33 protein-coding genes and 1 pseudogene are annotated in these 26,026 nt (G+C 72.8%); 5 read left to right on the top strand and 29 right to left on the bottom strand.

The features are described from left to right. Positions 1–65 precede the first annotated feature (65 nt). From BLU42_RS07995 to BLU42_RS08040, 10 genes are all read right to left on the bottom strand, one after another. Entirely contained in the window at positions 66–1,004 is a 939-nt protein-coding gene (locus BLU42_RS07995; protein WP_231918502.1) for an Asp23/Gls24 family envelope stress response protein, read from the bottom strand. 71 nt (positions 1,005–1,075) lie between these two features. Continuing rightward, a complete protein-coding gene (locus BLU42_RS21045; RefSeq protein ID WP_197680668.1) occupies positions 1,076–1,501 on the bottom strand; it encodes a hypothetical protein in 426 nt (141 codons plus the stop codon). A gap of 43 nt (positions 1,502–1,544) precedes the next feature. Further along, entirely contained in the window at positions 1,545–2,162 is a 618-nt protein-coding gene (locus BLU42_RS08005; RefSeq protein WP_091073993.1) for a hypothetical protein, read from the bottom strand. Further along, on the bottom strand, positions 2,162–2,728 hold the full coding sequence (locus BLU42_RS08010; protein ID WP_091073994.1) for a DUF6286 domain-containing protein: 567 nt from the start codon (positions 2,726–2,728) through the stop codon (positions 2,162–2,164). Before BLU42_RS08010 ends, BLU42_RS08005 begins: the two co-directional genes overlap by 1 nt. Beyond that, positions 2,725–3,147 (bottom strand): Asp23/Gls24 family envelope stress response protein, encoded by a 423-nt coding sequence (locus BLU42_RS08015; protein ID WP_091073995.1) that lies wholly within the window; start codon positions 3,145–3,147, stop codon positions 2,725–2,727. Before BLU42_RS08015 ends, BLU42_RS08010 begins: the two co-directional genes overlap by 4 nt. Next, positions 3,144–3,326 carry a hypothetical protein gene (locus BLU42_RS08020; RefSeq protein WP_091073996.1) on the bottom strand — a complete coding sequence of 61 codons (183 nt, stop codon included), beginning with the start codon at positions 3,324–3,326 and terminating at the stop codon, positions 3,144–3,146. The genes BLU42_RS08015 and BLU42_RS08020 overlap by 4 nt, the downstream gene beginning before the upstream one ends. Positions 3,327–3,402: 76 nt before the next feature. After that, on the bottom strand, positions 3,403–3,909 hold the full coding sequence (locus BLU42_RS08025; RefSeq protein WP_091079802.1) for an Asp23/Gls24 family envelope stress response protein: 507 nt from the start codon (positions 3,907–3,909) through the stop codon (positions 3,403–3,405). 104 nt (positions 3,910–4,013) lie between these two features. Further along, positions 4,014–4,385: a hypothetical protein gene (locus BLU42_RS08030; protein ID WP_091073997.1), complete on the bottom strand. Its 372-nt coding sequence runs from the start codon at positions 4,383–4,385 to the stop codon at positions 4,014–4,016. Further along, positions 4,382–4,969 carry a hypothetical protein gene (locus BLU42_RS08035; protein ID WP_091073998.1) on the bottom strand — a complete coding sequence of 196 codons (588 nt, stop codon included), beginning with the start codon at positions 4,967–4,969 and terminating at the stop codon, positions 4,382–4,384. Before BLU42_RS08035 ends, BLU42_RS08030 begins: the two co-directional genes overlap by 4 nt. Continuing rightward, entirely contained in the window at positions 4,948–5,553 is a 606-nt protein-coding gene (locus tag BLU42_RS08040; protein ID WP_197680669.1) for an RNA polymerase sigma factor, read from the bottom strand. The genes BLU42_RS08035 and BLU42_RS08040 overlap by 22 nt, the downstream gene beginning before the upstream one ends. A gap of 230 nt (positions 5,554–5,783) precedes the next feature. Here BLU42_RS08040 and BLU42_RS08045 point away from each other — a divergent pair, with 230 nt between their 5' ends. The 5 genes from BLU42_RS08045 (at position 5,784) to BLU42_RS08065 (ending at position 8,211) form a co-directional block, all read left to right on the top strand. Further along, positions 5,784–6,290: an Asp23/Gls24 family envelope stress response protein gene (locus BLU42_RS08045; RefSeq protein ID WP_091073999.1), complete on the top strand. Its 507-nt coding sequence runs from the start codon at positions 5,784–5,786 to the stop codon at positions 6,288–6,290. Positions 6,291–6,423: 133 nt separating this feature from the next. After that, on the top strand, positions 6,424–6,606 hold the full coding sequence (locus BLU42_RS08050; protein WP_091074000.1) for a hypothetical protein: 183 nt from the start codon (positions 6,424–6,426) through the stop codon (positions 6,604–6,606). Continuing rightward, positions 6,603–7,010, top strand: coding sequence for an Asp23/Gls24 family envelope stress response protein (locus tag BLU42_RS08055; protein ID WP_091074001.1), 408 nt, complete (start codon positions 6,603–6,605; stop codon positions 7,008–7,010). Before BLU42_RS08050 ends, BLU42_RS08055 begins: the two co-directional genes overlap by 4 nt. Then, positions 7,007–7,573, top strand: a complete 567-nt coding sequence (locus BLU42_RS08060) for a DUF6286 domain-containing protein (RefSeq protein ID WP_091074002.1) — start codon at positions 7,007–7,009, stop codon at positions 7,571–7,573. The genes BLU42_RS08055 and BLU42_RS08060 overlap by 4 nt, the downstream gene beginning before the upstream one ends. Continuing rightward, a complete protein-coding gene (locus tag BLU42_RS08065) occupies positions 7,573–8,211 on the top strand; it encodes a hypothetical protein (RefSeq protein ID WP_091074003.1) in 639 nt (212 codons plus the stop codon). Before BLU42_RS08060 ends, BLU42_RS08065 begins: the two co-directional genes overlap by 1 nt. A gap of 43 nt (positions 8,212–8,254) precedes the next feature. On the opposite strand, the gene BLU42_RS08070 is transcribed toward BLU42_RS08065, so the two are convergent. The 19 genes and pseudogenes from BLU42_RS08070 to thrC all read right to left on the bottom strand — a co-directional run bounded on the left by BLU42_RS08070 (position 8,255) and on the right by thrC (position 25,991). After that, complete coding sequence (locus BLU42_RS08070) at positions 8,255–8,704, bottom strand: DUF2550 domain-containing protein (protein WP_091074004.1); 450 nt, start codon at positions 8,702–8,704, stop codon at positions 8,255–8,257. A gap of 164 nt (positions 8,705–8,868) precedes the next feature. Continuing rightward, complete coding sequence (locus tag BLU42_RS08075) at positions 8,869–9,273, bottom strand: F0F1 ATP synthase subunit epsilon (RefSeq protein WP_091074005.1); 405 nt, start codon at positions 9,271–9,273, stop codon at positions 8,869–8,871. A gap of 56 nt (positions 9,274–9,329) precedes the next feature. Then, entirely contained in the window at positions 9,330–10,787 is a 1,458-nt protein-coding gene (gene atpD / locus BLU42_RS08080) for a F0F1 ATP synthase subunit beta (protein WP_091074006.1), read from the bottom strand. Between the two features lie 21 nt (positions 10,788–10,808). Next, positions 10,809–11,719, bottom strand: a pseudogene (locus BLU42_RS08085) (F0F1 ATP synthase subunit gamma). Between the two features lie 4 nt (positions 11,720–11,723). Next, a complete protein-coding gene (atpA, locus tag BLU42_RS08090; protein ID WP_091074007.1) occupies positions 11,724–13,361 on the bottom strand; it encodes a F0F1 ATP synthase subunit alpha in 1,638 nt (545 codons plus the stop codon). Between the two features lie 115 nt (positions 13,362–13,476). Continuing rightward, positions 13,477–14,265 (bottom strand): F0F1 ATP synthase subunit delta, encoded by a 789-nt coding sequence (locus tag BLU42_RS08095; RefSeq protein ID WP_091074008.1) that lies wholly within the window; start codon positions 14,263–14,265, stop codon positions 13,477–13,479. Beyond that, positions 14,262–14,843, bottom strand: coding sequence for a F0F1 ATP synthase subunit B (locus BLU42_RS08100; protein WP_091074009.1), 582 nt, complete (start codon positions 14,841–14,843; stop codon positions 14,262–14,264). Before BLU42_RS08100 ends, BLU42_RS08095 begins: the two co-directional genes overlap by 4 nt. 13 nt (positions 14,844–14,856) lie before the next feature. After that, positions 14,857–15,090, bottom strand: a complete 234-nt coding sequence (gene atpE, locus BLU42_RS08105) for an ATP synthase F0 subunit C (protein WP_091074010.1) — start codon at positions 15,088–15,090, stop codon at positions 14,857–14,859. 49 nt (positions 15,091–15,139) lie between these two features. Beyond that, entirely contained in the window at positions 15,140–15,955 is an 816-nt protein-coding gene (gene atpB, locus BLU42_RS08110) for a F0F1 ATP synthase subunit A (protein WP_231918503.1), read from the bottom strand. Further along, positions 15,952–16,254, bottom strand: coding sequence for an AtpZ/AtpI family protein (locus BLU42_RS08115; RefSeq protein ID WP_157719883.1), 303 nt, complete (start codon positions 16,252–16,254; stop codon positions 15,952–15,954). Before BLU42_RS08115 ends, atpB begins: the two co-directional genes overlap by 4 nt. Before the next feature lie 53 nt (positions 16,255–16,307). Continuing rightward, positions 16,308–16,814 carry a hypothetical protein gene (locus BLU42_RS08120; protein WP_091074012.1) on the bottom strand — a complete coding sequence of 169 codons (507 nt, stop codon included), beginning with the start codon at positions 16,812–16,814 and terminating at the stop codon, positions 16,308–16,310. Between the two features lie 175 nt (positions 16,815–16,989). Continuing rightward, the gene (locus tag BLU42_RS08125) at positions 16,990–18,144 is read right to left on the bottom strand and encodes an MraY family glycosyltransferase (protein WP_091074013.1); all 1,155 of its coding nucleotides are present in this window, start codon (positions 18,142–18,144) and stop codon (positions 16,990–16,992) included. Beyond that, positions 18,144–18,998, bottom strand: a complete 855-nt coding sequence (locus BLU42_RS08130) for an L-threonylcarbamoyladenylate synthase (RefSeq protein ID WP_231918504.1) — start codon at positions 18,996–18,998, stop codon at positions 18,144–18,146. Before BLU42_RS08130 ends, BLU42_RS08125 begins: the two co-directional genes overlap by 1 nt. Beyond that, positions 18,995–19,876, bottom strand: a complete 882-nt coding sequence (gene prmC / locus BLU42_RS08135; protein ID WP_091074014.1) for a peptide chain release factor N(5)-glutamine methyltransferase — start codon at positions 19,874–19,876, stop codon at positions 18,995–18,997. The genes BLU42_RS08130 and prmC overlap by 4 nt, the downstream gene beginning before the upstream one ends. 14 nt (positions 19,877–19,890) lie before the next feature. Beyond that, entirely contained in the window at positions 19,891–20,973 is a 1,083-nt protein-coding gene (prfA, locus tag BLU42_RS08140) for a peptide chain release factor 1 (RefSeq protein ID WP_091074015.1), read from the bottom strand. An 88-nt stretch (positions 20,974–21,061) separates the two neighbouring features. Then, positions 21,062–21,283, bottom strand: coding sequence for a 50S ribosomal protein L31 (gene rpmE, locus BLU42_RS08145; protein WP_091074016.1), 222 nt, complete (start codon positions 21,281–21,283; stop codon positions 21,062–21,064). Positions 21,284–21,615: 332 nt separating this feature from the next. Further along, the gene (gene rho, locus BLU42_RS08150) at positions 21,616–23,721 is read right to left on the bottom strand and encodes a transcription termination factor Rho (protein WP_091074017.1); all 2,106 of its coding nucleotides are present in this window, start codon (positions 23,719–23,721) and stop codon (positions 21,616–21,618) included. A gap of 307 nt (positions 23,722–24,028) precedes the next feature. Next, complete coding sequence (gene thrB, locus BLU42_RS08155; RefSeq protein ID WP_091074018.1) at positions 24,029–24,916, bottom strand: homoserine kinase; 888 nt, start codon at positions 24,914–24,916, stop codon at positions 24,029–24,031. A gap of 10 nt (positions 24,917–24,926) precedes the next feature. Continuing rightward, on the bottom strand, positions 24,927–25,991 hold the full coding sequence (gene thrC, locus BLU42_RS08160) for a threonine synthase (protein WP_091079815.1): 1,065 nt from the start codon (positions 25,989–25,991) through the stop codon (positions 24,927–24,929). Positions 25,992–26,026 lie beyond the last annotated feature (35 nt).

Below are 26,026 nucleotides of genomic sequence, written 5' to 3' on the forward strand. Positions count from 1 at the left end.
CTCACGGTCCTGTGTCTCCACACGTCTCCGTCCATGGTTCAGCCCGCACGGGCCGGCTCCCCCGCCTAGCTCGTGCGGTCCTTCTCCTGCTGGTCCTGCTGGTCCTGCTGCTGCGCGTCCTGCTGGCCGTCGACGACCACCACGCGGTCGGCGATCACCACCTGGTCGGTCACGACGACCTCCGGGCCGGTGCCGTCCCCGGATCCGTCCGCGAGCACAACGGCCGGGGCGTCCCGATCGTTGCGCGGGCTGTTCGGCGCCGCCACGCGATCGGACTTCTCCTCCGCGCCCGCCTCCTGCTCGGCCGCCGCCTCGGCCGCCTGGGCGGCGATGCGCTGCACCGCGTCGTCGGCGTCGCGGACGACGTCCGCGGCCTGCCGGCGACCGTCCTCGGCCACCTCACCGGCCTGGTCGGCGACGTCCTGCGCGACGTCCTGGATGCGGTCGGACGCGTCCTGCGAAACACCCCGCGCCCGCTCCGCGGCGTCCTGGGCGACCTCGCGCGCACGGTCCGCCGCGTCCTGGGCCGCGTCGCCGGCCCGTCCACCGACCTCCTGGGCCTTGGCCCGGGCACGCTCCGCCATCTCGGCCCGCCGGGCCGCGGCGACGTCGTCGTCGGGGTGGTGCACGTCGAGGACCGTCACGTTCACCTCGACGACCTCCAGCTCCGCCTCCCGCTCGACGCGCTCGCGGACGGCCTCGCGGACCTTGTCGGCCAGGGCGGGCACAGGCGTGCCGTACTCCGCCACGAGGGCGACGTCCAGGGCGGCCTTGCCCTGCCCGACCTCGACGCTCACGCCGGGGCCGTAGGTGGTGCGGCCGCCGGGTACGCGGCCCATCGCCCGGACCAGGGCGCGTCCGCCGGGTGTGCCCAGCTCGTGCACGCCCTCGATCGTGCCGGCGGCCTCGGCGGCGGCCCGCTGCGCGCGGGCGACGGGGGTCGGTTCGACGGTCACCGCTGCGGTCGGCTCGGTGTCGGTTCGGGACTGCGGGGCCTCGGTCACGTCGATCTCCTCGATGGTTCTCCGGTGGCGGGCGGCCCCGGGACCGGGGCCGCCTCGCGGGGTCGTGCGGTTCAGCGCTTCTCTTCGAGCTTCAGCGCCACGCCGAGCGCCATGAACGTGGGCGCCCAGTGGCCGATGAAGATGCCCCAGCGGTCGGACTGGGCCTTGCTGTCACCGGTCTTGTTGCGGCTGATCGCCCACGAGGCCAGGGAGGCCCCGATGGAGGCGAAGCCGCCGACGTAGGCCCACTCGCTGCGGACGCCGAGCCGGTGCAGCCGGTTGACCACGCCGTGGCCACGCTGCAGCTCGTCGACCGCGTCGTCGGCCGCGCGGGAGGCGGTGCGCCGCGCGTCGTGCGCGGCGTCGCCGAGGCGGTCGGCCGCGTCCTTGGCCCGCCCGCTCACGTCGTCCGCGACGTCCTGGGCCCGGTCGGCCGCGTCGTCGGCGACGTCCTTCGCGCGGTCGGCGGCGTCCTCGGCCTTGTCCTGGATCCCCATGTCTGCTCCTCCTCGTTGCTGTTCGTGGTGCCTGCTGGTCGTCTCAGACCGTGATCTCGCCCGAGCGGCGGCGAGCCGTACCGACCTCGACCTGGACGCCGAGGCGGCGGACCTGGGTGTCGAGCGCGACGCCCAGGTCCCGGACCGGGCCGGCCTCGATGGCGTCGAGGAGGCGGCGGACGTCGGTCCGCTCCCCTGCCGTGACCTTCACCGTCAGGTCAGGCTGGCGGGCGTCGCCGCGCAGTACCGCCGACGCCGACTGCACGCCGGCGAGTGCTTCGATCTGCGCCTCGACCGCCTCGGTCAGCACGCCCGGCGCGAGGCGCGTGAGACCGCGCTGGGGGTCGTCCTCGAGCCGGAGGGGGTGGGCCTGCCGGGCGCGGGGCACCTGGGCGACGAGCCACGCGAGGCCCAGCAGCGCCAGGACGACGCCGACCACGACGACCAGCACCACGACGCCGGTCGAGGAGAAGGCCGAGGCGGTCGCCTGACCTGTGATCTTGCTGTCGGGCGCGGGGCGGGACAGGTCCAGCCCGGCGCTTCGGCCGATGGGCGCGAGCTGCCCGGTAGCGACGACGACCCCCGCGGCTCCCACGAGCAGGAGCACGAGGCCGACGACGAAGAGCCAGGCGCGGTTGAGCCTGCCTGCGTGGTGACGCATCAGATCTCCCTCGTACGGACCGCGACGCTGACGCGAGGCGGCGGGGTGATGCCGGCACCGGTGAGCGCCTCGGTGACGGCGGCGGTGACCTGCGAGCGGACGGCGTCGCGCTGCTCGGAGGACGTGGTGACGGCGACCTGGACCTTGCGGCCCGAGGCGGAGGCGGAGACCTTGTCCACCCCGTCGACGTCGTCGGCGCGGGCGACGGCCAGCCTGGCGACCGCGCGGGTCGAGATGACGTACTCGCGCTCGGCCACGACGCCGGCGCCGTCCGAGCGCAGCGCCGCGCTCTTGAGGCCGCCCGGCTTGAGCGAGGCGATGACGAGGACGAGGCCGAGCACCGCGAGGACCACGGCGGCGGCGACGATCGCTCCCGAGCCCCAGGTCAGGCCCGCGACGCCGGAGGCCGCCGAGGACACCGGCGTGGGCCAGCTGCCGTTGACGAGCCGGCTCACGGCCGCGACGACGGCGAGCACGCCCACGGCGAGCAGCACGACCGCGACGATGCTGGCCGGCACGGTGCGGCTCGGCCGGCGGCGCAGGCTGGGGGAACCGGAGGCGGTCATCGCAGACGCTCCTTCGCTTCGGCGGCGCCGTCGGCGCCGGGGACGACCAGGAACGTGACGTCGACGTCGACCCGGTGGACCGTGACCCCGGTCAGGGCCTGCACCTGGCCGGCGACGTGGTCGCGCAGCTCCGCCGTCACGCGGCGGATCGAGGCCGGGTACGCGACACCGGCGCTGATCGCGATGTCGGCGCTGTCCCGGCCGAGGTCGACGTCCACCGAGGGACGCGCCGTGGTCGTGGCGTGGGCACCGACGCCGAGGACTCCGCCCTCACGGCCGAGGACCCCGGGGACCTCGGCGGCCGCCTGGCCGGCGACCTTCTCCACGACCTTGTCGGCGAGGACGAGGCGCCCCCGGTCGGCCGGGGCCGCGCGTCGGGCGGGGACGTGGGTGCTGGCCGGGGTCGTCGCGACGCTCATCGCTTCTCGGTCGCGCGACCGAGAAGACCCTGGAGGTCGAGACGGCCGTCGAGGACGAGGCCGACGACGAGGCCGATGGCGCCGAAGAGGAGGACGATCACGAACGAGCCGAAGCTGCCGAAGGCGGCAGTGAGGCCGAGGACGAGGCCGACGAACAGGGCCGTGGTGGTGCGGGACATGGCCGCTTCCTTTCGAGGACGGGTCAGCCGGACGGCCCGGACCGCGTGGGGCGCGGTCCGGGCGCCGGCGGGGGGGTCAGCGCAGGGTGTCGCTGTCGGACGAACCTGCGGCGTCGTCGTCGTCCTCGGGCAGGTGGACGTCGCTGACGTTCACGTCCACGGACACGACGTCGAGACCCGTGCCGTACTCGACCGCGGAGATGACGTTCTCGCGGATCTGCTCGCTCACCGTGACGATCTGGGCGCCGTACTCGACGACGACGGAGATGTCGATCGCGGTCTCCCGCTCCCCCTTCTCCACCGACACGCCGCCGGTGACGCTGGGCTGCGTGCTGCCCGGGATGCGCTGGGCGAGGTTGCCGATCGCGCGGCGCGCGGCGTTGCCCATCGCGTAGACCCCGTTCACCTCACGCGCGGCGATGCCGGCGATCTTGGCGACGACGCCGTCGGCGATCGTGGTGTCCCCGTGCTCGGTGTGGAGGGCGTCGAGCTCCTTGGGGGCGCTCTTCTCCGCGTCCTTCGCCGCCTGGGTGGCGGCCTGGCGACGCTCCTCGCCGGTGCTGGGCACGACGGACTGCGACATGGTGGACTCCTTCACTGGTTGAGTGCGTTCACCAGCAAGGACGTCCTCGGCCGCCGGACCGTCACGCGTCCGCCGGAACTTTTTTCCCGGCGCTGCCGTCGCGCTCAGCGCTCGACGCTGAGCACCGCCACGGCGAGGCGCCCGGGCTCCAGCCCGGACTCGCGCAGCACGCGGGTCAGCGCGGCCCGCACGTCACGGGCGGTGGCGGAGGCAGGCCGGACCGGGGAGACGGCGAGGTCCACGTGGACGTCGACCACGTCGACCACCGCGACGCGCCGGTGCAGCTCGATGCCGTCGGCGGCGGAGCGCGCCACCTGGCCCCCGGCGAGCACCGTCGTGCCCGCCTGCAGCCGGCGCAGCGCGTTGCGCAGGGTGGGCTCGAGGCGCACCACCCCGTCGACCGCCACCGTCGCCTCGGCCAGGCGGTCGCGCAGGTCGTCGGTGGCCGCCCGCAGCTCCGCGTGCGTCGCGCTCACAGCACGTCCTCCACGGCGAGGTCGACCCGGCGCACCCGGAGGCCGGACTCCTCGCCCACCCGGTCGGCGACGCGCCCGCGCAGCAGGGTCGTCGCCTCCACGAGAGCGGTGCCGGGCTGCAGCGCGATCGACAGGTCCACGTCGACCAGCGTGCCGCCCTCGAACACCCGGGCGGCGTCGCCGTCCAGGTCCGGCTCGTCGTCCACCGCGACCCGGACGCGGCAGCGCCGGGCCCGGACACCGGGGACGGAGTCGGCGGCCGCCCACACCAGGCCGACCACCGCCTGCTCGCTGATGGTCAGGCCCGGGTCCTCGTCGCCGTCGAGCGGGATGGCCTGCCCGCGCCGCACCTCGGCGCGGACGAGGCCCATCACCGAGGCGGTGAAGCCGACGTCAGGCTGCAGGGACGGGTCCGCTGCCTCCGAGGTCCTCAGGTCGACCGCGGCCCCGGACAGCCGCAGCAGCCGGGCACGCGCCTCCAGGCAGTACGGGCAGCTGCGCTCGTGCTCGTCCGGGGCGCCGTCCAGGTGGCTCCAGACGTCGTCGATCGACCGGCCGCAGCTCAGTCGCGTGTCGTCTGCCACGAGGCCATCCTCTCCACGAGCTCGGCCCGTGCACGGGCGATCCGTCCGCGCACGGTGCTCACCGGCACCCCGAGCGCCACCGCCACCTCCTCGTACGACAGCCCGTCGATCTCCCGCATCGACCACGCGGCGCGCTGGCCCGCGGGCAGCGCCTGCAGCGCGGCCGCCAGGTCGCCCAGCTGCGCCCGCAGCTCGGCCCGGCCCTCGGGACCGGCACCGGTCGAGGCGAGGTCCAGCGCGCTCTGGTCCGCGGTGTCCACGGGGAGCTCGGGCTTGAGGGCGCGGAAGGCGTCGATGCTGCGCCGGGTGGTGATCTGGTAGAGCCAGCCCCGGAACGCCGCGGGGTCCTGGAGCGTCGGCAGCCGGCGCCAGGCGGTGAGGAACGCCTCCTGCACGACGTCCTCCGCGAGCCGCCGGTCGGGGGTGAGGCGCAGCGCGTGGCGGAACAGCGGGCCCTGGTAGCGCCGCACCAGCACCGCGAACGCGTCGTCGTCACCGCTGGTGCTCCGCCCGACGAGGGAGGCGTCGTCCCAGTCGTCGTACGCGGGGGCACCGCTCGCGCGGGCCTGCACGTCCGACGTCACGGCCGTCCTCCTGCTCCTGGCGCGGCCCGGAGGGACCGTCGCGCGTCGTCGGAAAAAAGTTCACGGATCCGCATGACGAACGCCCGCCGGGACCCGACCTAGAAGGTGAAGGGCGCGGCACCAACCCGCTCGGGGCCCGGCACTGAAGAGGTGCCGGATCTCGGAGGACCGGGACCGAACCCAGGACAGCACGACAACCAGTACCACAACCCGCACCACCAGGAGGCACCATGTCCGACACCGTCATCCCGCAGACCGCCGAGGAGCGCAAGGCCGCCGAGGCCAAGGCCGTCGCCGACGCCCCCGAGCCCAAGCATCTCGACGCCCTGCACACCGAGCACGGCGACACCACCATCGCCGACGGCGTCGTCGCCAAGATCGCCGGCATGGCCGCCCGCGAGGTCCCCGGCGTCTTCGCCATGGGCAACGCCGCGCGCCGCGCCATCAGCGGCCTCACCAGCCGCGTGACCGGTGGCACCGGCCAGGCGAGCGTCTCCAGCGGCGTGGCCGTGGAGAAGGGCGAGAGCCAGACCAGCGTGGCCGTCTCCGTCGTCGTCGAGTACGGCGCCTCGATCGTGACCGTGAGCGAGCAGATCCGCGACAACGTCATCCGCGCCGTCGAGTTCGGCACCGGCCTCGAGGTCGTGGCCGTCGACGTGGACGTCACGGACGTGCACCTGCCCGACGAGGACGACGACACGTCCGCCGCCCAGGGCGAGACGACCCAGCTCCGCTGACCCCTGCGCCACCCGCACGACCCTGACGTCCAGCCGCGGCGCACACCTCGCGCCGCGGCTGGCGCCTCTCCACCTCAGCACCCAGCACACCCGGCGCGGTGACCCCGCGCCACCCTCGGAAGGAAACCGCGCCATGACGCGCACCACCACCGCTCTCTTCGTCGGCCTCGTCCTCGGGCTCACGGCCGCCTTCGGCACCTTCGGGGCCTTCGTCGTCGTCCTGCTCTTCGGCGCGATCGGCCTCGTCGTCGGGCTCGTCCTCGACGGCCGCCTCGACCTCGCCGGCCTCCTCGGGCGGGCGACGGAGAAGCGGTGAGCACCCCCGACGCACCCCGGTCGGGCGCACCCGGCACGGATCCCTCGCCACGCCGGCGCGGTTCGCTGGTCCTGGCCGACCGCGTCGTCGAGAAGATCGCGGCCCAGGCCGCCTCGGAGGTCGGCTCGGTCTCGGGGTGTTCCGGGGGGTTCCTCGGGATCGGGTCCGAGTCCGACGCCGCGGCCCGCCCCTCGGTCGACGCGACCGTGTCCGCCCGGTCGGTCGACCTCTCCATCAAGGTCGGCATCGCCTACCCGGGCTCCATCCGCCGTGCGACGACCGAGCTCCGTGACCACGTGACGCGACGGGTCGAGACGCTCACCGGGGTCGACGTGCACCGCGTCGACATCGACGTGACGTACCTCCCCGTCCGCGACGACACCCCGAGGAGGGCACTCAGATGAGCAGCACCCGTCCGCGCCGCCTGCGCCGTCGGCCCAGCCGGACCGTCCCGGCGAGCATCGTCGCCGCCGTGATCACCGCCCTGGGCGTCCTCACGGTCATCGCCGCGATCAGCCGCCTGGTGACCGGGACCTGGCCCTCCCAGGTGAGCACGCCGGCAGGCTCCGTCGCCGGCCAGACCCTGGGCTCGACCCTGGCGGTCGTGGCCACCGCCGTCGCCCTCGTCGTGGGCGTCGTGCTCCTCGTCGCCGGCGTCAAGCCCGGCGGCTTCCGCTCCGCCCAGCTGAGCGGACCGGAGGGCGAGCCGGCCGAGCAGACCGACTACGTCATCACCAACACCGCGATCGCCCGCCTCGCCGCCGCCGAGGCCGACCGCGTCGACGGGGTCGACAAGGTCGGCGCCTCGGTCGCCGGTCGCCGCGTCCGCCTCCGCGTCACCACCACCTCCGAGCAGGCCGACGAGATCCGCGGACGGGTGGTGCGGCAGGTGACCGACACCCTCTCCGCCGCCGGCCTCCACCCGGCCCCCCGGGTCAGCGCCACCGTCACCACCAAGGACATCTGATGCGCCAGACCGCCGCCCGCCTCAACCGCACGTGGCTCACCGTCCTCGGCCTCGTGCTCGTCGTCGCCGGTGCTGCCGGCCTCCTCCTCGCGACCGGTGCCGCCGCACCCCTCCTGCAGCGGACCGGGGGGGGCTGGACCCCGCCGGACACCGGGCGCCGCCTGTTCGGCGACGCCACCGCGACCGCCTTCGGCCTGACGTGGGTCGTCGTCGTCACCGCGCTCGTCGGCCTGGTCCTGGCCCTGCTCGGCATCGCCTGGCTGCTCGCCCAGATCCCGCGCAAGCACGAGGCCAAGCCCTTCCGCCTCCACGACGAGGCGGGCACGGGCCTGACCCGGCTCGACCCCGGCGTCCTCGCCGACGCGGTCGAGACCCAGGCGAAGACCCTGCCCGGCGTCACCGGTGCTGCCGCCGTCATCCGCGGCAGCGCCGCAGCGCCCGAGCTGACCCTCCGCCTGACGGTGGACGACCGCACCTCGGTCCCCGACGTGCTCGGGCTGGTCCACCGTGAGGTCGCGGGACCCCTCGCCACCTCGCTCGACACCCGGTTGCGCCGCCTCGCGGTGCAGGTCGAGGTCGGCAGGGCCCACCTCGACACGAGCCAGGTCAGCGTGCCGGTGGGCGGCACGACCAGCTGAACCCTCGCGCGGCACCGGTCTCGACGACGGACGCGCTGCGGTACTAGGAGGCCCGCGCCCCGGAGGAGATCCCGGGGGGCGAGGCCTCCAGCCACGCCAGCAGGCCCAGCACCGAGTCCTCGCTCATGGCGAGCTCGCGCGTACGCGGTCCCAGCTCGAGGGCGAGCACCCGCGACTGCGTCGTGAGCGAGACGGCCTCCACCGGGTCGGGGTCGCGGGTCTCCACGACCCGGACCTCACCGCGCCGGAAGGTCTGCCGCGGGCGCAGCGAGAACGAGAAGAAGCGGAACCACTCCAGGCGCCCGTCGTTGTAGCGGCCGACACCGAGCACCCACCCCGCTCCCGGGGTCGTCGTGCGCAGCCGCAGGCTGCACTCGAAGGTGCCGCCGCTGCGCGACAGCCAGCGCCGCCGGGCCGCCAGCAGCAGGAGCAGCAGCACGGCGAGGACCAGGAGCAGCCCCAGGATCTCGAGGACCCCCAGCCAGCCGCTCATCTACCGTCCTCGTCGTCGCACCTGCGCTCACGTGCCTCCGAGCATGGCAGCGCCCGGCGTCCGTACCAAACCAGGGACGCCGGGGCCACTCAAGTGAGCACAGCGGGCCGGGCGCTCGACGCGCCCGGCCCGCTGCGACCCGCTGTGACGGAGGTCCTGCCCTGCTACTGGCGCTTCTGCGCCGCGCGCAGCTGGGCGGTCGCCCGCTGCACGTGCTTGCGGTCGTCCTCGCTGCCGTCGCCGGAGTCGAGGTGCTGCTGGGCCTCGGCCAGCTCGCGCTCGGCCTCGGCCACCGACACCTCGTCGGCCAGCCGGGCGTACTCCGAGAGGATCGACACCCGTCCCTGCGACACCGACACGAAGCCGCCGTCGACCGCGACGACCTCGCGCTTCCTGCCGTCCTCGCAGAAGATCACCACGGCGCTGGGCTGCAGCACCGCGAGGACCGGGGCGTGACCCGGCAGGATCCCGATCTCGCCGTCCGTCGTCTTGGCGATGACGTTCGTCGACTCCCCCGACCAGATGACCTTGTCGGCGGAGACGACCTCGACCTGCATGGGCTCAGGCATGCTTCACCTCGGGGGGTTCGGGGGGGTCGTCTCCCCCGGAGTCATTGCAGCCATGCTCAGCTGTCCTTCTGCAGCTCGGACCAGCGACGCTCGACGTCCTCCATGCTGCCGACGTTGAAGAACGCCTGCTCGGCGATGTGGTCGACCTTGCCCGAGACGATCATCTCGAAGCTGTCGATCGTCTCCGAGAGCGGGACGGTCGAGCCCGGGATGTTCGTGAACTTCTCGGCCATGTAGGTGTTCTGCGACAGGAACTGCTGGATGCGACGCGCCCGGTTGACGGCGATCTTGTCCTCCTCGGACAGCTCGTCGACACCGAGGATCGCGATGATGTCCTGCAGCTCCTTGTTGCGCTGGAGGATCTGCTTGACCTGCACCGCGACGTCGTAGTGACGCTGACCGATGTACTGCGGGTCGAGGATCCGGCTCGTCGAGGTGAGCGGGTCCACGGCCGGGTAGAGACCGCGGGAGGCGATCTCGCGGCTCAGCTCGGTCGTCGCGTCGAGGTGCGCGAACGTGGTGGCCGGCGCCGGGTCGGTGTAGTCGTCGGCGGGCACGTAGATCGCCTGCATCGAGGTGATCGAGTGGCCGCGCGTCGAGGTGATCCGCTCCTGGAGCTGACCCATCTCGTCGGCCAGGTTGGGCTGGTAGCCCACCGCGGACGGCATCCGGCCGAGGAGGGTCGAGACCTCCGAGCCGGCCTGGGTGAACCGGAAGATGTTGTCGATGAAGAGCAGCACGTCCTGGTTCTGCACGTCGCGGAAGTACTCCGCCATCGTGAGCGCCGAGAGGGCCACGCGCAGCCGGGTGCCCGGCGGCTCGTCCATCTGCCCGAAGACGAGGGCGGTGTCCTTGAAGACGCCGGCCTCCTCCATCTCGTTGATGAGGTCGTTGCCCTCGCGGGTGCGCTCCCCCACCCCGGCGAACACCGAGGTGCCACCGAAGTTGTGGGCGATCCGGTAGATCATCTCCTGGATCATGACCGTCTTGCCCACGCCGGCGCCGCCGAAGAGGCCGATCTTGCCGCCGGTAACGTACGGCGTCAGCAGGTCGAGGACCTTGATGCCGGTCTCGAGCATCTCGGTCTTGGACTCGAGCTGGTCGAAGGCGGGCGGCGGCCGGTGGATGGACCAGCGCTCGTCGACCTGGACCGTGGACGCGTCCACGTCCAGCACGTTGCCGGTCACGTCCCAGACATGCCCCTTGGTCACGTCGCCGACCGGGACCGAGATCGGCTTGCCGGTGTCGCGCACGTCGGACCCGCGGCGCATGCCGTCGGTCGGCTTGAGGGAGATGGCCCGCACGAGGTTGTCGCCGATCTGCAGGGCGACCTCCATCGTGATCGTGCGGGTCGTGTCACCGATGGTGATGTCGACCTGCAGGGCGTTGTAGATGTCGGGCATCTGGTCGACGGGGAACTCGACGTCGACGACGGGGCCGATCACCCGCGACACCCGGCCGACGCCACCGCTGGTGGGGGCCTGGGTCGCCTCGAGAGTGGTGTCTACGCTCATGGTGCTCCTTCTTCCTACGTCTTAGTCGACGCCGGCGGTGGCCTCGGCCAGGGCCGCCGACCCCCGACGATCTCAGAGATCTCCTGGGTGATCTCGGCCTGCCGGGCCTGGTTGGCCTCCCGGGTCAGGCGTTCGATCAGCTGCTGCGCGTTGTCCGTGGCCGACTTCATCGCCCGCTGGCGGCTCGCCAGCTCCGACGCCGCGGACTGCAGCAGGCAGTACTGGATGCGGCTCGCCACGTAGAGCGGCAGCAGCTCGTCGAGGACGGTCTCGGCGTCCGGCTCGAACTCGTACAGCGGCAACAGCTCGCTGTCCGCCGGGGGCTCCTCGCCCTCGACGACCTCGAGCGGCAGCAGCCGGATGACCTCGGCCTTCTGCGTGAGCATCGAGACGAACCGGGTGTAGACGACGTGGATCTCGTCGACGCCGCCCTCCTCGGTCGGCTTGAGGAACGCCTCGATCAGCGCATCGGCGATCTCGCGGGCGTGGGCGTACGTCGGCGCGTCGGAGAAGCCCTCCCACCTGCCGGCCACCTCGCGGCGCCGGAACGCGTAGAACGCCGTGGCCTTGCGGCCCGCCAGGTACGGCACGGCGGTCTTGCCGCTCTCGCGCAGCAGCTGGTTGAGCTCCTCGCCCTGGCGGATGACCGAGGACGAGTACGCCCCGGCCAAGCCACGGTCGGAGGTGATGAGCAGGACGGCGGCCCGCGTCGGGTTGTCCGACTCGGTGGTGAGCGGGTGGTCGACGTTCGAGAACGTCGCCACCGCCGACACCGCGCGCGTGAGCTCACGGGCGTACGGCGCCGAGGACTGCGCCCGCTGCTGCGCCTTGACGATCCGCGACGCGGCGATCAGCTCCATCGCCCGGGTGACCTTCTTGATGGTCGTCACCGAGCTCCGGCGCTGCCGCAGGTCGCGCAGGCTCGCTGGCATGTGGTCAGGACCTCCGCTGCTTGACGATCTGCTCCTGGTTCACGTCGTCCGGGTCCGTCGCGTCGTGCTCCTCGCGGCCCGCGAGCATCTTGCCCTCGCTGGTCTGGAAGCCGCGCTTGAACTCGGCGATCTGCTCGCGCAGCCCGTTCGCGGTGTCGTCGTCGAAGACCTTGGTCTCGCGGATGTTCTGCAGCGCGCTGCCGTTGTGGCGCAGGTGGTCCAGCAGCTCGCGCTCGAAGCGCAGCACGTCGTCGACGGGTACCTCGTCGAGCAGCCCCTGGAGGCCGGCCCACACCGAGACGACCTGCTCCTCGACCGGGTACGGCGAGTACTGCGGCTGGCGCAGCAGCTCGGTGAGGCGCGAGCCCCGGTCGAGCTGACGGCGCGTGGTCGCGTCGAGGTCGGAGGCGAACATGGCGAACGCCTGCATGTCGCGGTACTGGGCGAGCTCGAGCTTGAGCGAGCCCGAGACCGTCTTCATGGCCTTGATCTGCGCCGCACCACCCACGCGCGACACCGAGATGCCGACGTCGATGGCGGGTCGCTGGTTGGCGTTGAACAGGTCCGACTGCAGGAAGATCTGGCCGTCGGTGATCGAGATGACGTTCGTCGGAATGAAGGCCGACACGTCGTTGGCCTTCGTCTCGATGATCGGCAGACCGGTCATCGAGCCGCCACCGAGCTCCTTGGAGAGCTTGGCGCAGCGCTCGAGCAGGCGCGAGTGCAGGTAGAAGACGTCGCCGGGGTAGGCCTCGCGGCCCGGCGGGCGGCGCAGCAGCAGGGACATGGCGCGGTAGGCCTCGGCCTGCTTGGTCAGGTCGTCGAAGACGATGAGGACGTGCTTGCCCTGGTACATCCAGTGCTGGCCGATGGCCGAGCCGGTGTACGGGGCGACGTACTTGAAGCCGGCGGCGTCGGAGGCCGGGGCGTGCACGATGGTCGTGTACTCCAGCGCGCCCGCCTCCTCGAGCTGCCCGCGGATGCCCGCCACGGTCGAGCCCTTCTGGCCGATCGCGACGTAGATGCAGCGGACCTGCTGCTCGGGGTCGCCGCTCGCCCAGGCGTTCTTCTGGTTGATGATCGTGTCGATCGCGATGGCGGACTTGCCGGTCTTGCGGTCGCCGATGATCAGCTGGCGCTGGCCGCGGCCGATCGGGATCATGGCGTCGATGGCCTTGATGCCGGTCTGCATCGGCTGGCGGACCTCCTGGCGGTCCATGACGCCGGCGGCCTGCAGCTCGAGCTGGCGGCGGCCGTCGAGGTCGGTGATCTCGCCGAGGCCGTCGATGGGGTTGCCGAGCGCGTCCACCGTGCGGCCGAGGTAGCCGTCGCCGACCGGGACCGAGAGGACGTCACCGGTGCGCCGGACGACCTGGCCCTCCTCGATGCCCTCGGAGTCGCCCATGACGACGACGCCGATCTCGCGGACGTCGAGGTTCAGGGCGATGCCGACGGTGCCGTTCTCGAAGGTGAGCAGCTCGTTGGCCATCGCCGACGGCAGCCCCTCGACGCGGGCGATGCCGTCGCCGGAGCTGACGACGGTGCCGACCTCCTCACGGCTGGCCGTGTCCGGGGAGTAGCTCTGGACGAAGCGGTCCAGGGCCTCCCGGATCTCCTCGGGGCGGATCGTCAGTTCTGCCATCGCCTGCTGCCTGCTCTCGTCGCTCGTGTGCTGAAGAAGTGCTCGTCTGCTGCTCTGCCGGTACTGCCTGCTTACGTCCTGCGGCGAGGTGGCACAACCCCGCCCAGGGGTGGTCCTAGTCGAAGAGGCGCTTGGCCTCGTCCAGCTTGGCCGACACCGTGCCCTCGAGGACCTCGTCCCCGAGCTCGACGCGGACCCCGCCGACCACGTCGGGGTCGACGACCTCCTGCACGACCACGTCGCGCCCGGCCTGGCGGCTGAGCGCGGCCCGCAGCCGCTGCCGCTGCTCGTCGGTCATCGGCCGGGCCACCCGGACCGTCGCCACGACGCGGTTCTTCTGCGCCGCCGCGAGGTCCACGTAGGCCTCGACGGTCTGGTCGAAGGTGCGGTTGCGCGCCGCGACCGCCCGGCGCGCGAGCGCCAGCGTGGCCGGCGTCGCCCGTTCGGCGAGCAGGTCGGACACCAGGCGCTGGCGCACCTCGAGCGGGACGACCCGGTCGGAGAGCGCCGTACGGAGGTCACGGTCGGAGGCCACGATCCGCGCGAAGCGGAAGAGCCCGTCCTCGGTGTCCTCGAGGGTCCCGTCGTCGTCGGCCGCCCGGAGCTGCGCCCGGACCGCCTCGCGCTCGAGCGCCTCGACGAACGTGCGCCCGGTCGTCCAGCGCCGGCGTGCGGCGTCGGCCACGAAGCCCGACACCCCCTCGCCGACGCGCGGACCGAACAGCGCGTGGACGAGCCCCGAGCGCCGGTCCTCCGACGCGGCCGGGTCCGTCACTGCACGCCGCAGCGCGACCGAGGTGTCGAGCGCGTCGACGACCCCGAAGAGCTGGTCGGCGAAGGCCGCATCGACGTGGGCCGCGTCCAGGGCCTCGTCGAGCACGGCCTCGCGCTGCTCCTCGCTCACGCGGGGCCCGCGTCCGTCAGCGCGTGCGAGTCGGAGCGTCCGTCGGCCGGGGCCGCGTCCTGCGACTCGAGGTCGGCGATGAAGCGGTCGACCGTGCGGCGCGCACGCTCGTCGTCGTCGAGGCTCTCGCCGACGATGCGACCCGCCAGGGTGGTGGCGAGCCCGCCGATCTCGTTGCGCAGCTGCGTCATGGCCTGCACGCGCTCCGCCTCCAGCTGGGCCTGCGTCTGGGTGCGGATGCGGTTCGCCTCGGCCTGGGCCTGCTCGCGCATCTCGGCCAGGATCTGGCTGCCCTGGGTCTTGGCGTCCTCGCGGATGCGAGCAGCCTCCGCCCGGGAGTCGTCCAGCTGGGAGCGGTACTGCTCGAGCGCGGCCTGGGCCTCGGCCTGGGCGCGCTCGGCCTTCTCGATGCCGCCCTGGATGGCCTCGGTGCGCTCCTCGTACGTGCGCTCGAAGTTCGGCACGACGTACTTGGCGATGAGGAACCAGAGCAGCAGCGCGAAGACGATCGCCGCCACGATCTCGAAGGGTGCCGGCAGCAGCGGGTTCTCCGCCAGCGGCATCAGGAGGGGGGTCATCAAGACCTCAGGCTCACTGACCGACGAAGCCGAAGACGAAGGCGAGGGCGATGCCGATGATCGCGAGCGCCTCGGTCAGGGCGAAGCCGATGAAGGCGGTGCTCAGCATCGCGCCGCGGGCCTCGGGCTGACGGGCCGTGCCCTCGATGACGGCGGCGAAGATCAGACCCACGCCGATACCGGGGCCGATGGCGCCGAGGCCGTAGCCGACGATACCGAGCGAGCCGACGAGCTCCAGGGGAGTCATGTGGTGCGTCCTTTCGGTTTCCCGCTGACGATCAGCGGGAGGTGGGAGGTCAGTGCTCCTCGGCGGTGGCCGACGAGATGTACTGGGCGGTGAGCATGGTGAAGATGTAGGCCTGCAGCGACTGAACGAAGATCTCCAGGCCGAAGATCTCCAGGCCGAAGATCGCCAGGCTGAAGATCAGCGACGCGACGCCGGCGACCTTGTTGAAGATCGGCTCGCTGTGCAGCAGCAGGTACTCGCCGCCGAGCACGAACACCAGGACCAGCAGGTGGCCGGCGAACATGTTGGCGAAGAGTCGGAGCGACAGGGTCGCGGGCCGCACGATGATGTTGGAGAGGAACTCCAGCGGGGCGACGATCAGCAGCATCGGACCAGGTACGCCGGGCGGCATGGTCGTGTGCTTGAGGTAGCCGATCAGGCCCCACTTGCGGATGCCTATGCCGTTGTAGATCAGCCACACGAGACCGGCGAGGCCGTAGGCCCATCCGACGTGCGCGGCGGTCGGCATCAGGGTCAGCGGGAAGACGCCCCAGAGGTTGTTGACCAGCACGAAGCTGAATAGCGCGATGAGGAGCGGGACCCACTTCTTGAAGTCGTGGCCGATCGTGTCCCGGGCGATGGAGTTGCGCACGAACATGTACGCCGACTCGCCGAGGAACTGGCCCTTGCTCGGGACGAGCGCGCGCTTGCGCGACATCACGAGCCAGAAGGCCATGATCAGGACGACCGAGACGACCGCCTGCAGGAGGTACTTGTTCGCCCACTCCTGCCCGGGGATCAGCGGCGGGAGGTCGAAGCTCTCGACGCCGGGTGGCTCGTAGCCCTCCAGCGGCATCAGCCCTGCGAACCCTGACCAGGCGGTCACCGGTCTCCCTCCGTCTTGGTCGTGGTCGTGCGCGTGGCCCTGGGGGCCTGAGGAGCTCCGAGCTCCTGGGCCTGCAGCCGCTTGATCGTCAGGTAGACGCCGAGACCGGCGCCCAGGACGATGCCGATCGGCAGCAGGAAGTTCGTGTGCAGGAAGTGGTCGCCGACCCAGCCGAGCGCGCCGTAGAGCAGGACGCCGGAGATCAGGTAGGAGAGCGCACGCATCCCCTGGTCCATCGCCGTCTTGTCCGGCCCTGGTCCAGTCGTCGAGCCACCCGAGTCTCGCTGCACCTGCGTCATCGCGCCGCTCACGCTAGCAGTCCGGCGACGCTGCTCACCCGTCGAGGACGCGCTCACCGGGCGTCCTCGTGCGCGGGCGCGTCGGCGTCGGCCTCCGGCTCGTCGTTCGCGTCGAAGACGCTGATCCGCAGCCGGGAGAAGACGATCACCTCGACCAGGAGCCAGCCGACGACGACCGCCACCGTGGAGAGGAAGACCACCATCGGGATGACCGGGAAGCGGTCGGCGAAGCGGGCGTAGACCAGCAGGAGCAGCCCGAGGACGACGACGCGGCCGGTGTAGCTGGCCAGCGCGACCGAGAGCAGCAGCCGGGCTCCGGCGTCGGCGAACCGCACCATCACCAGCTGGCCGACGCTGTAGAAGAACAGGACCATGAACGACGCGAGCGCCGCCGAGCCGAGGCCCCGGGTGCCGTAGCCGATCCCGAAGCCGATCATGCTCAGGACCGCCGCGGCGACGCCGCCGGCGAGGCCGCCGTAGAGGAGCTTGCGGGCCCGCACCACGTGCACGCTCGGGCCGCTCGCGTGCGAGCGTGCGCGCTCGGCGGAGAGGTTCGGCATGTGCTGGGCAGTCCTTCTGCTGGTCGGGGCGTCGTCGTCGCGAGGAGCGAAGCGGGCTTGGGGGCCTGGGCTGCGGGACGAGAAAGTTAGCACAGCCTCACCCCTCTCCCTCGCCACGTTCACGCCGTACCAGCGCGTCGCGTGGTCTGCATCACGCGCGGGGTCGAGCGGCGGCTCAGGCCTGGTCCCGCAGCGCCACCCCGGGGGTCGCCGGCTCGGCCCGCGGCTCGACCGGGCGGGCCGGGCGCCGGCCCAGCGTGATGAGCAGCAGCACGAGGGCCAGCACGGCGACCACGCCGGCGACGGTCCACTGGCGGCTGCCGTGGACGAGGCCGAGCGCGATGACGCCGAAGGACACGAGCCCCGACCAGACGTACATCAGGAGCACGGCGCGGCGCTGGCTGTGGCCCCGCTCCAGGAGGCGGTGGTGGAGGTGCTGCTTGTCGGGCAGGAACCACCACCGGCCCGCGTACGTGCGGCGCAGGAAGGCCATCGTCAGGTCGAGGAAGGGCAGCGCCAGGATGGCGAGCGGGAGCACCAGCGGCAGGATCGCCGGGACGAGGCCGCGGTCGCTGTCGAGCTGGGACGGGTCGATCTGGCCGGTGAGGCTCACCGTCGAGGTGGCCAGCAGCAGCCCGAGCAGCATCGACCCGGAGTCGCCCATGAACATTCGCGCCGGGAAGAAGTTGTGCGGCAGGAACCCCAGGCAGGCGCCGACGATCACCACGCTGATCAGGCTCGGCGTCGTGGCCCGGGTGAGGTCCTGGTCCACGGTCAGCAGGTAGGAGTACGCGAAGAAGGCGAACGCGCCGATCCCGACGACCCCGGTGGCCAGGCCGTCGAGGCCGTCGACGAAGTTGACCGCGTTGCAGCACACGAGGATGAAGAAGGCCGTGATGGCGATCGAGGTGGGCTGGTCGAGCGACCACACCCGCCCCGGCAGCGGGATCCAGAGCACCTTGATGCCGAGACCGACCGCCACCCCGGCCGCGAGCACCTGCCCCGCGAACTTGGCCAGGGCGGGCAGCTCGTAGACGTCGTCCAGGACCCCGACCACCCCGATGACCGCCGCGGCGACGAGGACGGCGCGCGAGTCCTGCTGGACCGTGGCCTGGCTGCCGAGGAAGGGCAGCTGCCACGACAGCAGCAGCGCTGCGGCCACGCCCCCGAGCATCGCGATGCCGCCGAAGTAGGGCATCTCGATCGTGTGCACGTCCCGGTCCCGCACCCGGGCGAGCGCGCCGACGCGGAAGGCCAGCCGACGGCAGAACGCGCTGCCGAGGTAGGTGACCGCGGCCGCGACGAGGAGGACGAGCAGGTACTCCCGCACTAGTGCTCCGCAGGCCCGTCGGGCTCGGGCACCTTCTCGGGCTCGGGTGCCTTCTCGGGCTCGGGCGTCGTGGCGGGCTCGTCGAGGTCGGCCAGGTCGGGCAGCACCCGGCGCAGCGTCTCGAGGTCGAGGGCCCCGCGGCGCAGCAGCTGGCCCCCGTCGCGGCGGGTGAAGTCGACGATCGTCGAGGGCGGCGAGACGCGCGCGCCGTCGACCTCGGTGCCGGCCGGTCCGCCGTCGAGGTAGACCGCGACGCGCTCGCCGAGCTGGTCGACCGCCTCGTCGCAGGTCAGGGCGGCCGGCTGGCCGGAGAGGTTGGCGCTGCTCACCGCGAGCGGGCCGGTGCGCCGCAGCACCTCGCGGGCGAGGGCGTGGTCGGGCACCCGGAGCGCGATCGTGCCCCCGGTCTCCCCGAGGTCCATCCGCAGGCTCGGCTGGATGCGGCACACGATGGTCAGCGGGCCGGGCCAGTGGGCCTCGACCAGCTCGTGGACCACGTCGGGCACCTCGGTCGCCAGCGCCCGCAGCAGGCTGGCGTCGCCGATCAGCACGGGCGGCGGCATGTCGCGGCCGCGGTTCTTGGCGTCGAGGAGACGCTGCACCGCCTCGCCGTTGAAGGCGTCGGCGCCGATGCCGTAGACGGTGTCGGTCGGGAGCACCACGCAGGCGCCGTCGGAGACGGCCCGGCGGGCGGCGTCGATGGCCTCGGTCGTGTCCTGGCCGTCGGTGCAGTCGAAGCGGTCGTACGCGGGCTCGGGCCGCTCCTCGAAGGCGACGCTCTCCCCCTCGTCGTCGAGGTCGTCGGAGGCGACGGGGGCGTCCGGGTCGTCGGGGTCGCGAGGGTGCAGGCTCACCCGGCCATCCTGCCAGCGGTCCGGCGTACGGCCGTCACGAAGCGCGGGCGCCCGGCGAGGTCGAGGTGGTCGCGGATGCCGGTGAAGGCCCGGCTCTGCGTGACCACGGCGGGGGCCGACTCCCCCTGCGCGTCGGCGTGCTCGAAGCACAGCAGCCCGCCGGGGCGCAGGAGGCGCGTCGCGACCTGCGTGACGACCCGGATCGCGTCGAGCCCGTCGTCGCCGGAGAACAGCGCGGGCAGCGGGTCGTGGTCGCGCACCTCGGGGGTCACGGAGGCGTACGCGTCGAGCGGGATGTAGGGCGGGTTGGCGATCAGCAGGTCGACCTGGCCGTCGAGCACGTGCAGCGCGTCGGCCATGTCGCCCACGTAGAGCTCGACGAGGGTGTCGGCGAGGTTGCGGCGCGCGTAGGCGGCGGCCTCGGGCGAGAGCTCGACGGCGTAGACGTCGAGGAAGGTCAGCTCGCTCACCAGGGCCAGCGAGATCGCCCCCGAGCCGGCGCACAGCTCGACCACGCGGGGCCGGCCGCCGGAGGCGATCATCGGGCGCAGCGCGTCGACCGCCCAGCCCGTCATCACCTCGGTCTCGGGGCGCGGCACGAAGACCCCGGGCCCGACCTCGAGCTCGACGTGGCGGAAGTAGGCGCGCCCGGTCAGGTGCTGCAGCGGGACGCGCGCCGCGCGGCTGGTGACCAGGCCCTCGAAGACCGCCACCGCCTCGTCGTCGAGCGCGTCCAGCAGCGGGATCCGGGCCGGCTCGATCCCGCACGCGTACGCGAGCAGCGTGCGCGCGTCGGCCTCGGGCGACTCGACGCCGGCGTCGCGCAGGCGCTCGGCCGCGGTGCGCAGGACGACGCGGACCTGGTGCGGGGCGGGCATCGGGGACGGCGCGATCAGTCGGCCGGGCCGCCGACCGCCGCGAGCCGGGCGGCCGTGTCGGCCTCCTGGAGCGCGGTGATCACGGGCTGCAGCTCGCCGTTCAGGACCTGGTCGAGGTTGTGGGCCTTGAAGCCGATGCGGTGGTCGGAGATGCGGTTCTCCGGGTAGTTGTAGGTGCGCACGCGCTCGGAGCGGTCGACCGTGCGGACCTGGCTCTTGCGGGCCGCCGAGGCCGAGCTCGCGGCCTGCTCGTCGGCGAGCGCGATGAGCCGGGCGCGGAGCATGCGCATCGCCTGCTCGCGGTTCTGCAGCTGCGAGCGCTCGTTCTGCATCGAGACCACGATCCCGCTGGGCAGGTGGGTGATGCGGACGGCGGAGTCGGTCGTGTTCACGCCCTGGCCGCCGGGGCCCGAGCTGCGGTAGACGTCGATGCGCAGGTCGTCGGGGTTGATCTCGACCTCGGTCTCCTCGACCTCGGGCATGACCAGGACACCGGCCGCGGAGGTGTGCACGCGGCCCTGCGACTCGGTCACGGGGACACGCTGCACCCGGTGCACGCCGCCCTCGAACTTGAGCACGCCGTACGGCATCTGGTCGGGCTCGCCGACGCTGGGCGCCTTGACCGCGACGGTCACCGAGCGGTAGCCGCCGAGGTCGGTCTCCTGGGTGTCGAGGACCTCGACCTTCCAACCGCGCGCCTCGGCGTAGCGGGAGTACATCTTGAGCAGGTCGCCGGCGAACAGCGCCGACTCCTCGCCGCCCTCGCCGGACTTGATCTCCACGAGCGCGTCGGCGGAGTCGTTGGGGTCGCGCGGGGCGAGCAGCCGGGTGAGCCGCTCGGTCACCGCGGCGAGGCGGACCTCGAGCTCGTCGGCCTCGGCGGCGAAGGTCGCGTCGTCGGCGGCGAGCTCACGGGCGGCGGCGATGTCCTCGGTGAGCCGCGCGTGCTCGGCGAGGCCCTTGACGATGGGCGTCAGCTCGGCGTAGCGCCGGCCGACCTTGCGGGCCCGGGCCAGGTCGGCGTGGGTGGCGGGGTCGGAGAGGGCGGCCTCGAGCTGCGCGAACTCCTCGCGCAGCGGCTCGGCTGACTCGAACATGACAGTGGACCCCTCACTCGCACCGGACGCGGACAGACGAAACGCCGGGAGCGAGGACGTGTGTCCCCGCTCCCGGCGTCCGGTGGAGCTACTTCTTCTTCGCGGCCTGGGCGGCGGCGTAGCGCTTCTCGAACCGGGCCACGCGGCCACCGGTGTCGAGGATCTTCTGCTTGCCCGTGTAGAAGGGGTGGCAGGCGGAGCAGACGTCGACGCGCATGCTGTCGCCACCGGTGCTCCGGGTGGTGAACGTGTTGCCGCAGGTGCAGGTGACCTGGGTCTCCCCGTAGGCGGGGTGGATGCTGGCCTTCATGTGGGTCTCCTTGTTGTTGGCCGGGTCGCCAGACGGGCGTGAACCGGACCGAGGATCAATCTTGCCGTACGAGCCCTACAACGCCAAGCCGGGCCGTGTATTCCTGCTCGTGCCCCACCAGGGCCGCGAGGGTCGGGAACCTGTGCGCGCCCAGGTTCCCGACACTGAGCCCAGGCGGCAACCTGGGCTCAGTGCGAGGAACCTGGGCGCGGTCCTAGGCGAGGGCCGGAGGGTCGGGAACCTGTGCGCGCACAGCTTCCCGACACTGAGCCCAGGCGGCAACCTGGGCTCAGTGCGGCGAACCTGGGCTCGGTACGCGGTCGGCGTACGGGTCAGGCGGGCATCGACTTGGTGATGGCCACCATGAAGTCGCGGTTGCTCTCCGTCTTCTTGAGCCGGTCGAGCAGCGTCTCCAGCCCCTGCAGGCTGTCGAGCCCGCCGATGACGCGACGCAGCTTCCAGACGATGTTGAGCTCCTCGCGCGACATGAGCAGCTCCTCGCGCCGGGTCGAGCTGGCGTCGACGTCGATGGCGGGGAAGATCCGCTTCTCGGCGAAGTCGCGACGCAGCCGGATCTCGGAGTTGCCGGTGCCCTTGAACTCCTCGAAGATCACCTCGTCCATCTTCGAGCCCGTCTCGACCAGCGCCGTCGCGAGGATCGTCAGCGAACCGCCACCCTCGATGTTGCGGGCCGCGCCGAGGAACTTCTTCGGCGGGTAGAGCGCCGCGGAGTCGACACCGCCGGACAGGATCCGGCCGGAGGCGGGCGCCGCGAGGTTGTACGCGCGGCTGAGGCGGGTGATGCCGTCGAGCAGGATGACGACGTCCTTGCCCACCTCGACGAGGCGCTTGGCGCGCTCGATGGCGAGCTCGGCGACCGTGGTGTGGTCGCCGGCCGGCCGGTCGAACGTCGAGGCGATGACCTCGCCCTTGACCGTGCGCTGGAAGTCGGTGACCTCCTCGGGACGCTCGTCGACCAGCACCACCATGAGGTGGACCTCGGGGTTGTTCGCCGCGATCGCGTTGGCGATCGACTGCATCATCATCGTCTTGCCGGCCTTGGGCGGCGACACGATGAGGGCACGCTGGCCCTTGCCGATCGGGGCCATCAGGTCGACGATGCGCGTCGCGAGCTGGGTCGACGTGGTCTCCAGCTTGAGCCGCTCCTGCGGGTAGAGCGGGGTCAGCTTGGCGAAGTCGGGACGGTTGCGCGCCGCCTCGGGGTCGCCGCCGTTGACCGTCTCGAGCTTGACCAGCGGGTTGAACTTAGCCTTGCTGTCGCCCTCCTTGGACTGCCGCAGCGCACCGGTGACGATGTCGCCCTTGCGCAGGCCGAACTTCTTCACCATCGACAGCGCGACGTACGCGTCCTCGGGGCTGGGCAGGTAGCCGCTGGTCCGGACGAACGCGTAGTTGTCCATCACGTCGAGGATCCCGCGCACGGGGACGAGGACGTCGTCCTCGGAGACCGTGGGCTCGCTCTCGTAGCGGTCCATGCCCGCGCCGCCGCTGCGCCCGCCCGGCGTGCGCCGGTTCTGCCGGTCACGGCTGCGGCGACGACGACCGCGGCGGCCGCCCCCGTCGTCGTCGAAGTCGTCGTTCCGCGCCTGGCCGCGGTCGTTGCGGTCCTGCCGGTCGCCGCGGTCGTTCCTGCTCTCGTTGCCGCGGTCGTTGCCCCGGTCGTTGCCCCGGTCGTTGCGGTCGTTGCCGCGGTCGTTGCGCTCGTTGCCGCGGTTCTCGGTGCCCCGGTCGTTGCGCTCGTTTCCCCGGTCGTTCCCACGGTCGCTGCGGGCGTTCTGGCCGTTGGCGCCATCACGCTGCTCGCGCTGCTCGCGCTGACCCTGGTCGCCGTCCTGCTGCTCGCCCTGCGGGCGCTGGTCGCCCTGCTGGCGCTGCTCGCCGTCACGCTGGCGGCCCTCGCGGCGCTGACGACGCTCGCCGTCGGGGCGCTCGTCGCCGCGGCCCTCGCGGGCGGTCTCCTGGCGGCCCTCGGCCGGAGCCTCCTGCGGAGCACGGGCCTCGGTCTGGGCCGGGCGCTCGACCGCGGGCTCGCGGGCCGCCTGCGGCGCACTCTCGCGCAGCTCGTGGAGCGCCAGCGCGATCTCGTCGCCACCGCCCTGGCCGGCGCCGCGGCGCGAGCGGCGCGGGGCGCCCTCGGAGCCGCCGTCCACGGGCGCGCTGCTCGACGAGCCGCCCCCGTTCGAGCCGCCGCCGTTCGAGCCGCCGCCGTTGGAGCCGCCGCCCTGGGCGGACTGGATGGCGGCGATCAGCTGGCCCTTGCGCATGGCGCCGGTGCCCTTGAGGCCCAGCGAACCGGCCAGCTGCTTGAGCTCGGGCAGGACCATCGAGTCCAGCCCGCTGCCCCGACGCTTGCGGGTGCCGCCCTCGGCGGGAGCATCCGGCGCCACGAGGGCTTCACCGGTCAGGGTGTCGGTCAAAGTGTGTCCTTTCGGAGTGGGCCACAGGTGTGTCCCAGTCCAAGGGCCGTACGCGCGTTTCACGTCGGCCGGTGGTGTGTGAGGCCCTCCCCCAGCGGCTGCGCCTCGAGGGCGCGCTGGTGCTGCAGGAGGTGACGCAGTGCTTGACACAGGGTTGGCGTCGCGCCGTCAGGGAGGCGCTGCACGACCAGCTCGTCAGGTGTCTCGGGATCGCCCGGGAGGCGGGACGGAGAGGCACCGGTCTGTGTCGGGCGAGATTCAGGCTAGCACTTCCTCGTGCCGGTCCTTGTGCGCCACTCGCCGTGCGTCACAACACCCGAGCCGCGCCGCCGATTCCCAGCCGACGGGACCTGGTCCCCGGCTCCTCCGCCTCGAGCCGGGCGAGGTCGGCCTCGGTGCCGAGCACGAGGACCGACGGCCCCGCGCCGCTGATCGTCGCGGCCAGGCCGAGGGCCCGCAGCCGCGTCACCAGCGCGTACGCCTCCGGCATGGCCGGCTCGCGGTAGCGCTGGTGCAGCCAGTCCTGGGTGCCCGCGTGCAGCAGCCGCGGGTCCTCCGCCAGCGCGTGGACGAGCAGCGCCGCCCGGCCCGCGTCGGCCGCGGCGTCGGCGTGCGGGACCACGTCCGGCAGCAGGCGCCGCGCCGCCTTCGTCTCCACCGGCCGCTCGGGCACGACCACGGCGGCCCGCACGTCGGGGTGGACCCGGCCCCGCACGACCTCGACGTGCTCGCCGTGGCCGTACGCCATCACGAAGCCGCCGTGGATCGCCGCGGCGACGTTGTCGGGGTGGCCCTCGATGCGGTTGGCGTGCCGCAGCAGCCAGCCCCGGTCCTCGTCGGCCCCGGCCAGCGCGCGGGCCGCGACGAGCCCGGCGACGATCGCCGCGGACGACGAGCCCAGCCCGCGGCCGTGCGGGATGGTGTTGTGCCCGCGCAGCGCGAGCCCCGGCGCCCGGGCCCCGAGGCCGTCAAGCCCCTCGGTCAGGCAGCGCACGACCAGGTGCGTCTCGTCGCGGGGCAGCACCTCGCTGCCCTCCCCGGTGACGTCCACGCTGACGCCGGAGGCGGTCACCTCCACGTCGACGCGCTCGCGCCAGTCGAGGGCGAGGCCGAAGCAGTCGAAGCCGGGGCCCAGGTTGGCGCTGGTCGCCGAGACCTCGACGCTGACGCGGGCGCCGACCTCGAGCAGCCTCACCCCTGGCTCCTCATCGGAGCCCGCACACCCCGGCGACCGCGTGCAGGTCGGGCGCGACGACCTCGGCCCGCACCGGGCCGCGCCCGGCGAGGGCGGTGTCGATGTCCTTGAGCCCGTGCCCGGTCACCGTCACGACGACCTGCTGGCCCGCCTCGAGCTCGCCGGTGCGGCGCAGCTCCTTGAGCCCGGCGACGCCGGCCGCCGAGGCCGGCTCGACGAAGATGCCCTCGGTCGCGGCGAGGAACGACTGCGCGGCGAGGATCTGCTCGTCGGTGACCGAGTCGATCCGCCCGCCGGACTCGTCGCGGGCCGCGATCGCCTGCTCCGCGGAGGCCGGGTTGCCGATGCGGATCGCCGTGGCGACCGTCTCGGGGTCGAGCACCGGGTGGCCGAGCACGAGCGGGGCGGCGCCCGCAGCCTGGAAGCCCCACATCCGCGGGGTCCGGGTGGCCGGGCCGTTGGCCAGGTACTGGGTGTAGCCGCGCCAGTAGGCGGTGATGTTGCCCGCGTTGCCGACCGGCAGCACGTGCAGGTCCGGCGCGTCGCCGAGCACGTCGACGACCTCGAAGGCCGCCGTCTTCTGGCCCTCGATGCGCACCGGGTTCACCGAGTTGACGAGGGCCACCGGGTAGTCGTGGCTCAGCTTGCGGGCGAGCTCGAGGCAGTCGTCGAAGTTGCCGTCGACCTGGACGACCTTGGCCCCGTGCACGATCGCCTGGGCGAGCTTGCCGGTCGCGATGCGGCCCGCGGGCAGCAGCACGATGGTCTGCAGCCCGGCCTTGGACGCGTACGCCGCGGCGGACGCCGAGGTGTTGCCCGTGGAGGCGCAGACCACGGCCCTGGCGCCGCTCGCGACCGCGGAGGACAGCGCCATGGTCATGCCCCGGTCCTTGAAGGAGCCGGTCGGGTTGGCGCCCTCGACCTTGACCCAGGTCTCGCAGCCCAGCTCCTCCGACAGCCGCTCGGCCAGGACCAGCGGCGTGCTGCCCTCGCCGAGGGTGATGACCGGGTCGTCGTCGGCCAGCGGCAGCCACGCGCGGTAGCGCGCGATCACGCCGACCGTGGCCCGGGCCATGACCGTCCGCTGGGCCGCCGCCTCGCTGACGGTGC

Origin of the sequence: Microlunatus sagamiharensis (assembly GCF_900105785.1) — a bacterium.
GTDB classification, from domain to species: Bacteria; Actinomycetota; Actinomycetes; order Propionibacteriales; family Propionibacteriaceae; genus Microlunatus; species Microlunatus sagamiharensis.

Bases quoted from the DNA above. Each gene is read 5' to 3' on its own strand.
- BLU42_RS21045 (WP_197680668.1), bottom strand. From the start codon at position 1,501: ATGGGGATCCAGGACAAGGCCGAGGACGCCGCCGACCGCGCGAAGGAC.
- BLU42_RS08005 (WP_091073993.1), bottom strand. From the start codon at position 2,162: ATGCGTCACCACGCAGGCAGGCTCAACCGCGCCTGGCTCTTCGTCGTC.
- BLU42_RS08010 (WP_091073994.1), bottom strand. From the start codon at position 2,728: ATGACCGCCTCCGGTTCCCCCAGCCTGCGCCGCCGGCCGAGCCGCACC.
- BLU42_RS08015 (WP_091073995.1), bottom strand. From the start codon at position 3,147: ATGAGCGTCGCGACGACCCCGGCCAGCACCCACGTCCCCGCCCGACGC.
- BLU42_RS08020 (WP_091073996.1), bottom strand. From the start codon at position 3,326: ATGTCCCGCACCACCACGGCCCTGTTCGTCGGCCTCGTCCTCGGCCTC.
- BLU42_RS08025 (WP_091079802.1), bottom strand. From the start codon at position 3,909: ATGTCGCAGTCCGTCGTGCCCAGCACCGGCGAGGAGCGTCGCCAGGCC.
- BLU42_RS08045 (WP_091073999.1), top strand. From the start codon at position 5,784: ATGTCCGACACCGTCATCCCGCAGACCGCCGAGGAGCGCAAGGCCGCC.
- BLU42_RS08050 (WP_091074000.1), top strand. From the start codon at position 6,424: ATGACGCGCACCACCACCGCTCTCTTCGTCGGCCTCGTCCTCGGGCTC.
- BLU42_RS08060 (WP_091074002.1), top strand. From the start codon at position 7,007: ATGAGCAGCACCCGTCCGCGCCGCCTGCGCCGTCGGCCCAGCCGGACC.
- BLU42_RS08065 (WP_091074003.1), top strand. From the start codon at position 7,573: ATGCGCCAGACCGCCGCCCGCCTCAACCGCACGTGGCTCACCGTCCTC.
- BLU42_RS08070 (WP_091074004.1), bottom strand. From the start codon at position 8,704: ATGAGCGGCTGGCTGGGGGTCCTCGAGATCCTGGGGCTGCTCCTGGTC.
- BLU42_RS08075 (WP_091074005.1), bottom strand. From the start codon at position 9,273: ATGCCTGAGCCCATGCAGGTCGAGGTCGTCTCCGCCGACAAGGTCATC.
- atpD (WP_091074006.1), bottom strand. From the start codon at position 10,787: ATGAGCGTAGACACCACTCTCGAGGCGACCCAGGCCCCCACCAGCGGT.
- atpA (WP_091074007.1), bottom strand. From the start codon at position 13,361: ATGGCAGAACTGACGATCCGCCCCGAGGAGATCCGGGAGGCCCTGGAC.
- BLU42_RS08100 (WP_091074009.1), bottom strand. From the start codon at position 14,843: ATGACCCCCCTCCTGATGCCGCTGGCGGAGAACCCGCTGCTGCCGGCA.
- atpE (WP_091074010.1), bottom strand. From the start codon at position 15,090: ATGACTCCCCTGGAGCTCGTCGGCTCGCTCGGTATCGTCGGCTACGGC.
- BLU42_RS08115 (WP_157719883.1), bottom strand. From the start codon at position 16,254: ATGACGCAGGTGCAGCGAGACTCGGGTGGCTCGACGACTGGACCAGGG.
- BLU42_RS08120 (WP_091074012.1), bottom strand. From the start codon at position 16,814: ATGCCGAACCTCTCCGCCGAGCGCGCACGCTCGCACGCGAGCGGCCCG.
- prmC (WP_091074014.1), bottom strand. From the start codon at position 19,876: ATGCCCGCCCCGCACCAGGTCCGCGTCGTCCTGCGCACCGCGGCCGAG.
- prfA (WP_091074015.1), bottom strand. From the start codon at position 20,973: ATGTTCGAGTCAGCCGAGCCGCTGCGCGAGGAGTTCGCGCAGCTCGAG.
- rpmE (WP_091074016.1), bottom strand. From the start codon at position 21,283: ATGAAGGCCAGCATCCACCCCGCCTACGGGGAGACCCAGGTCACCTGC.
- thrC (WP_091079815.1), bottom strand. From the start codon at position 25,991: ATGGCCCGGGCCACGGTCGGCGTGATCGCGCGCTACCGCGCGTGGCTG.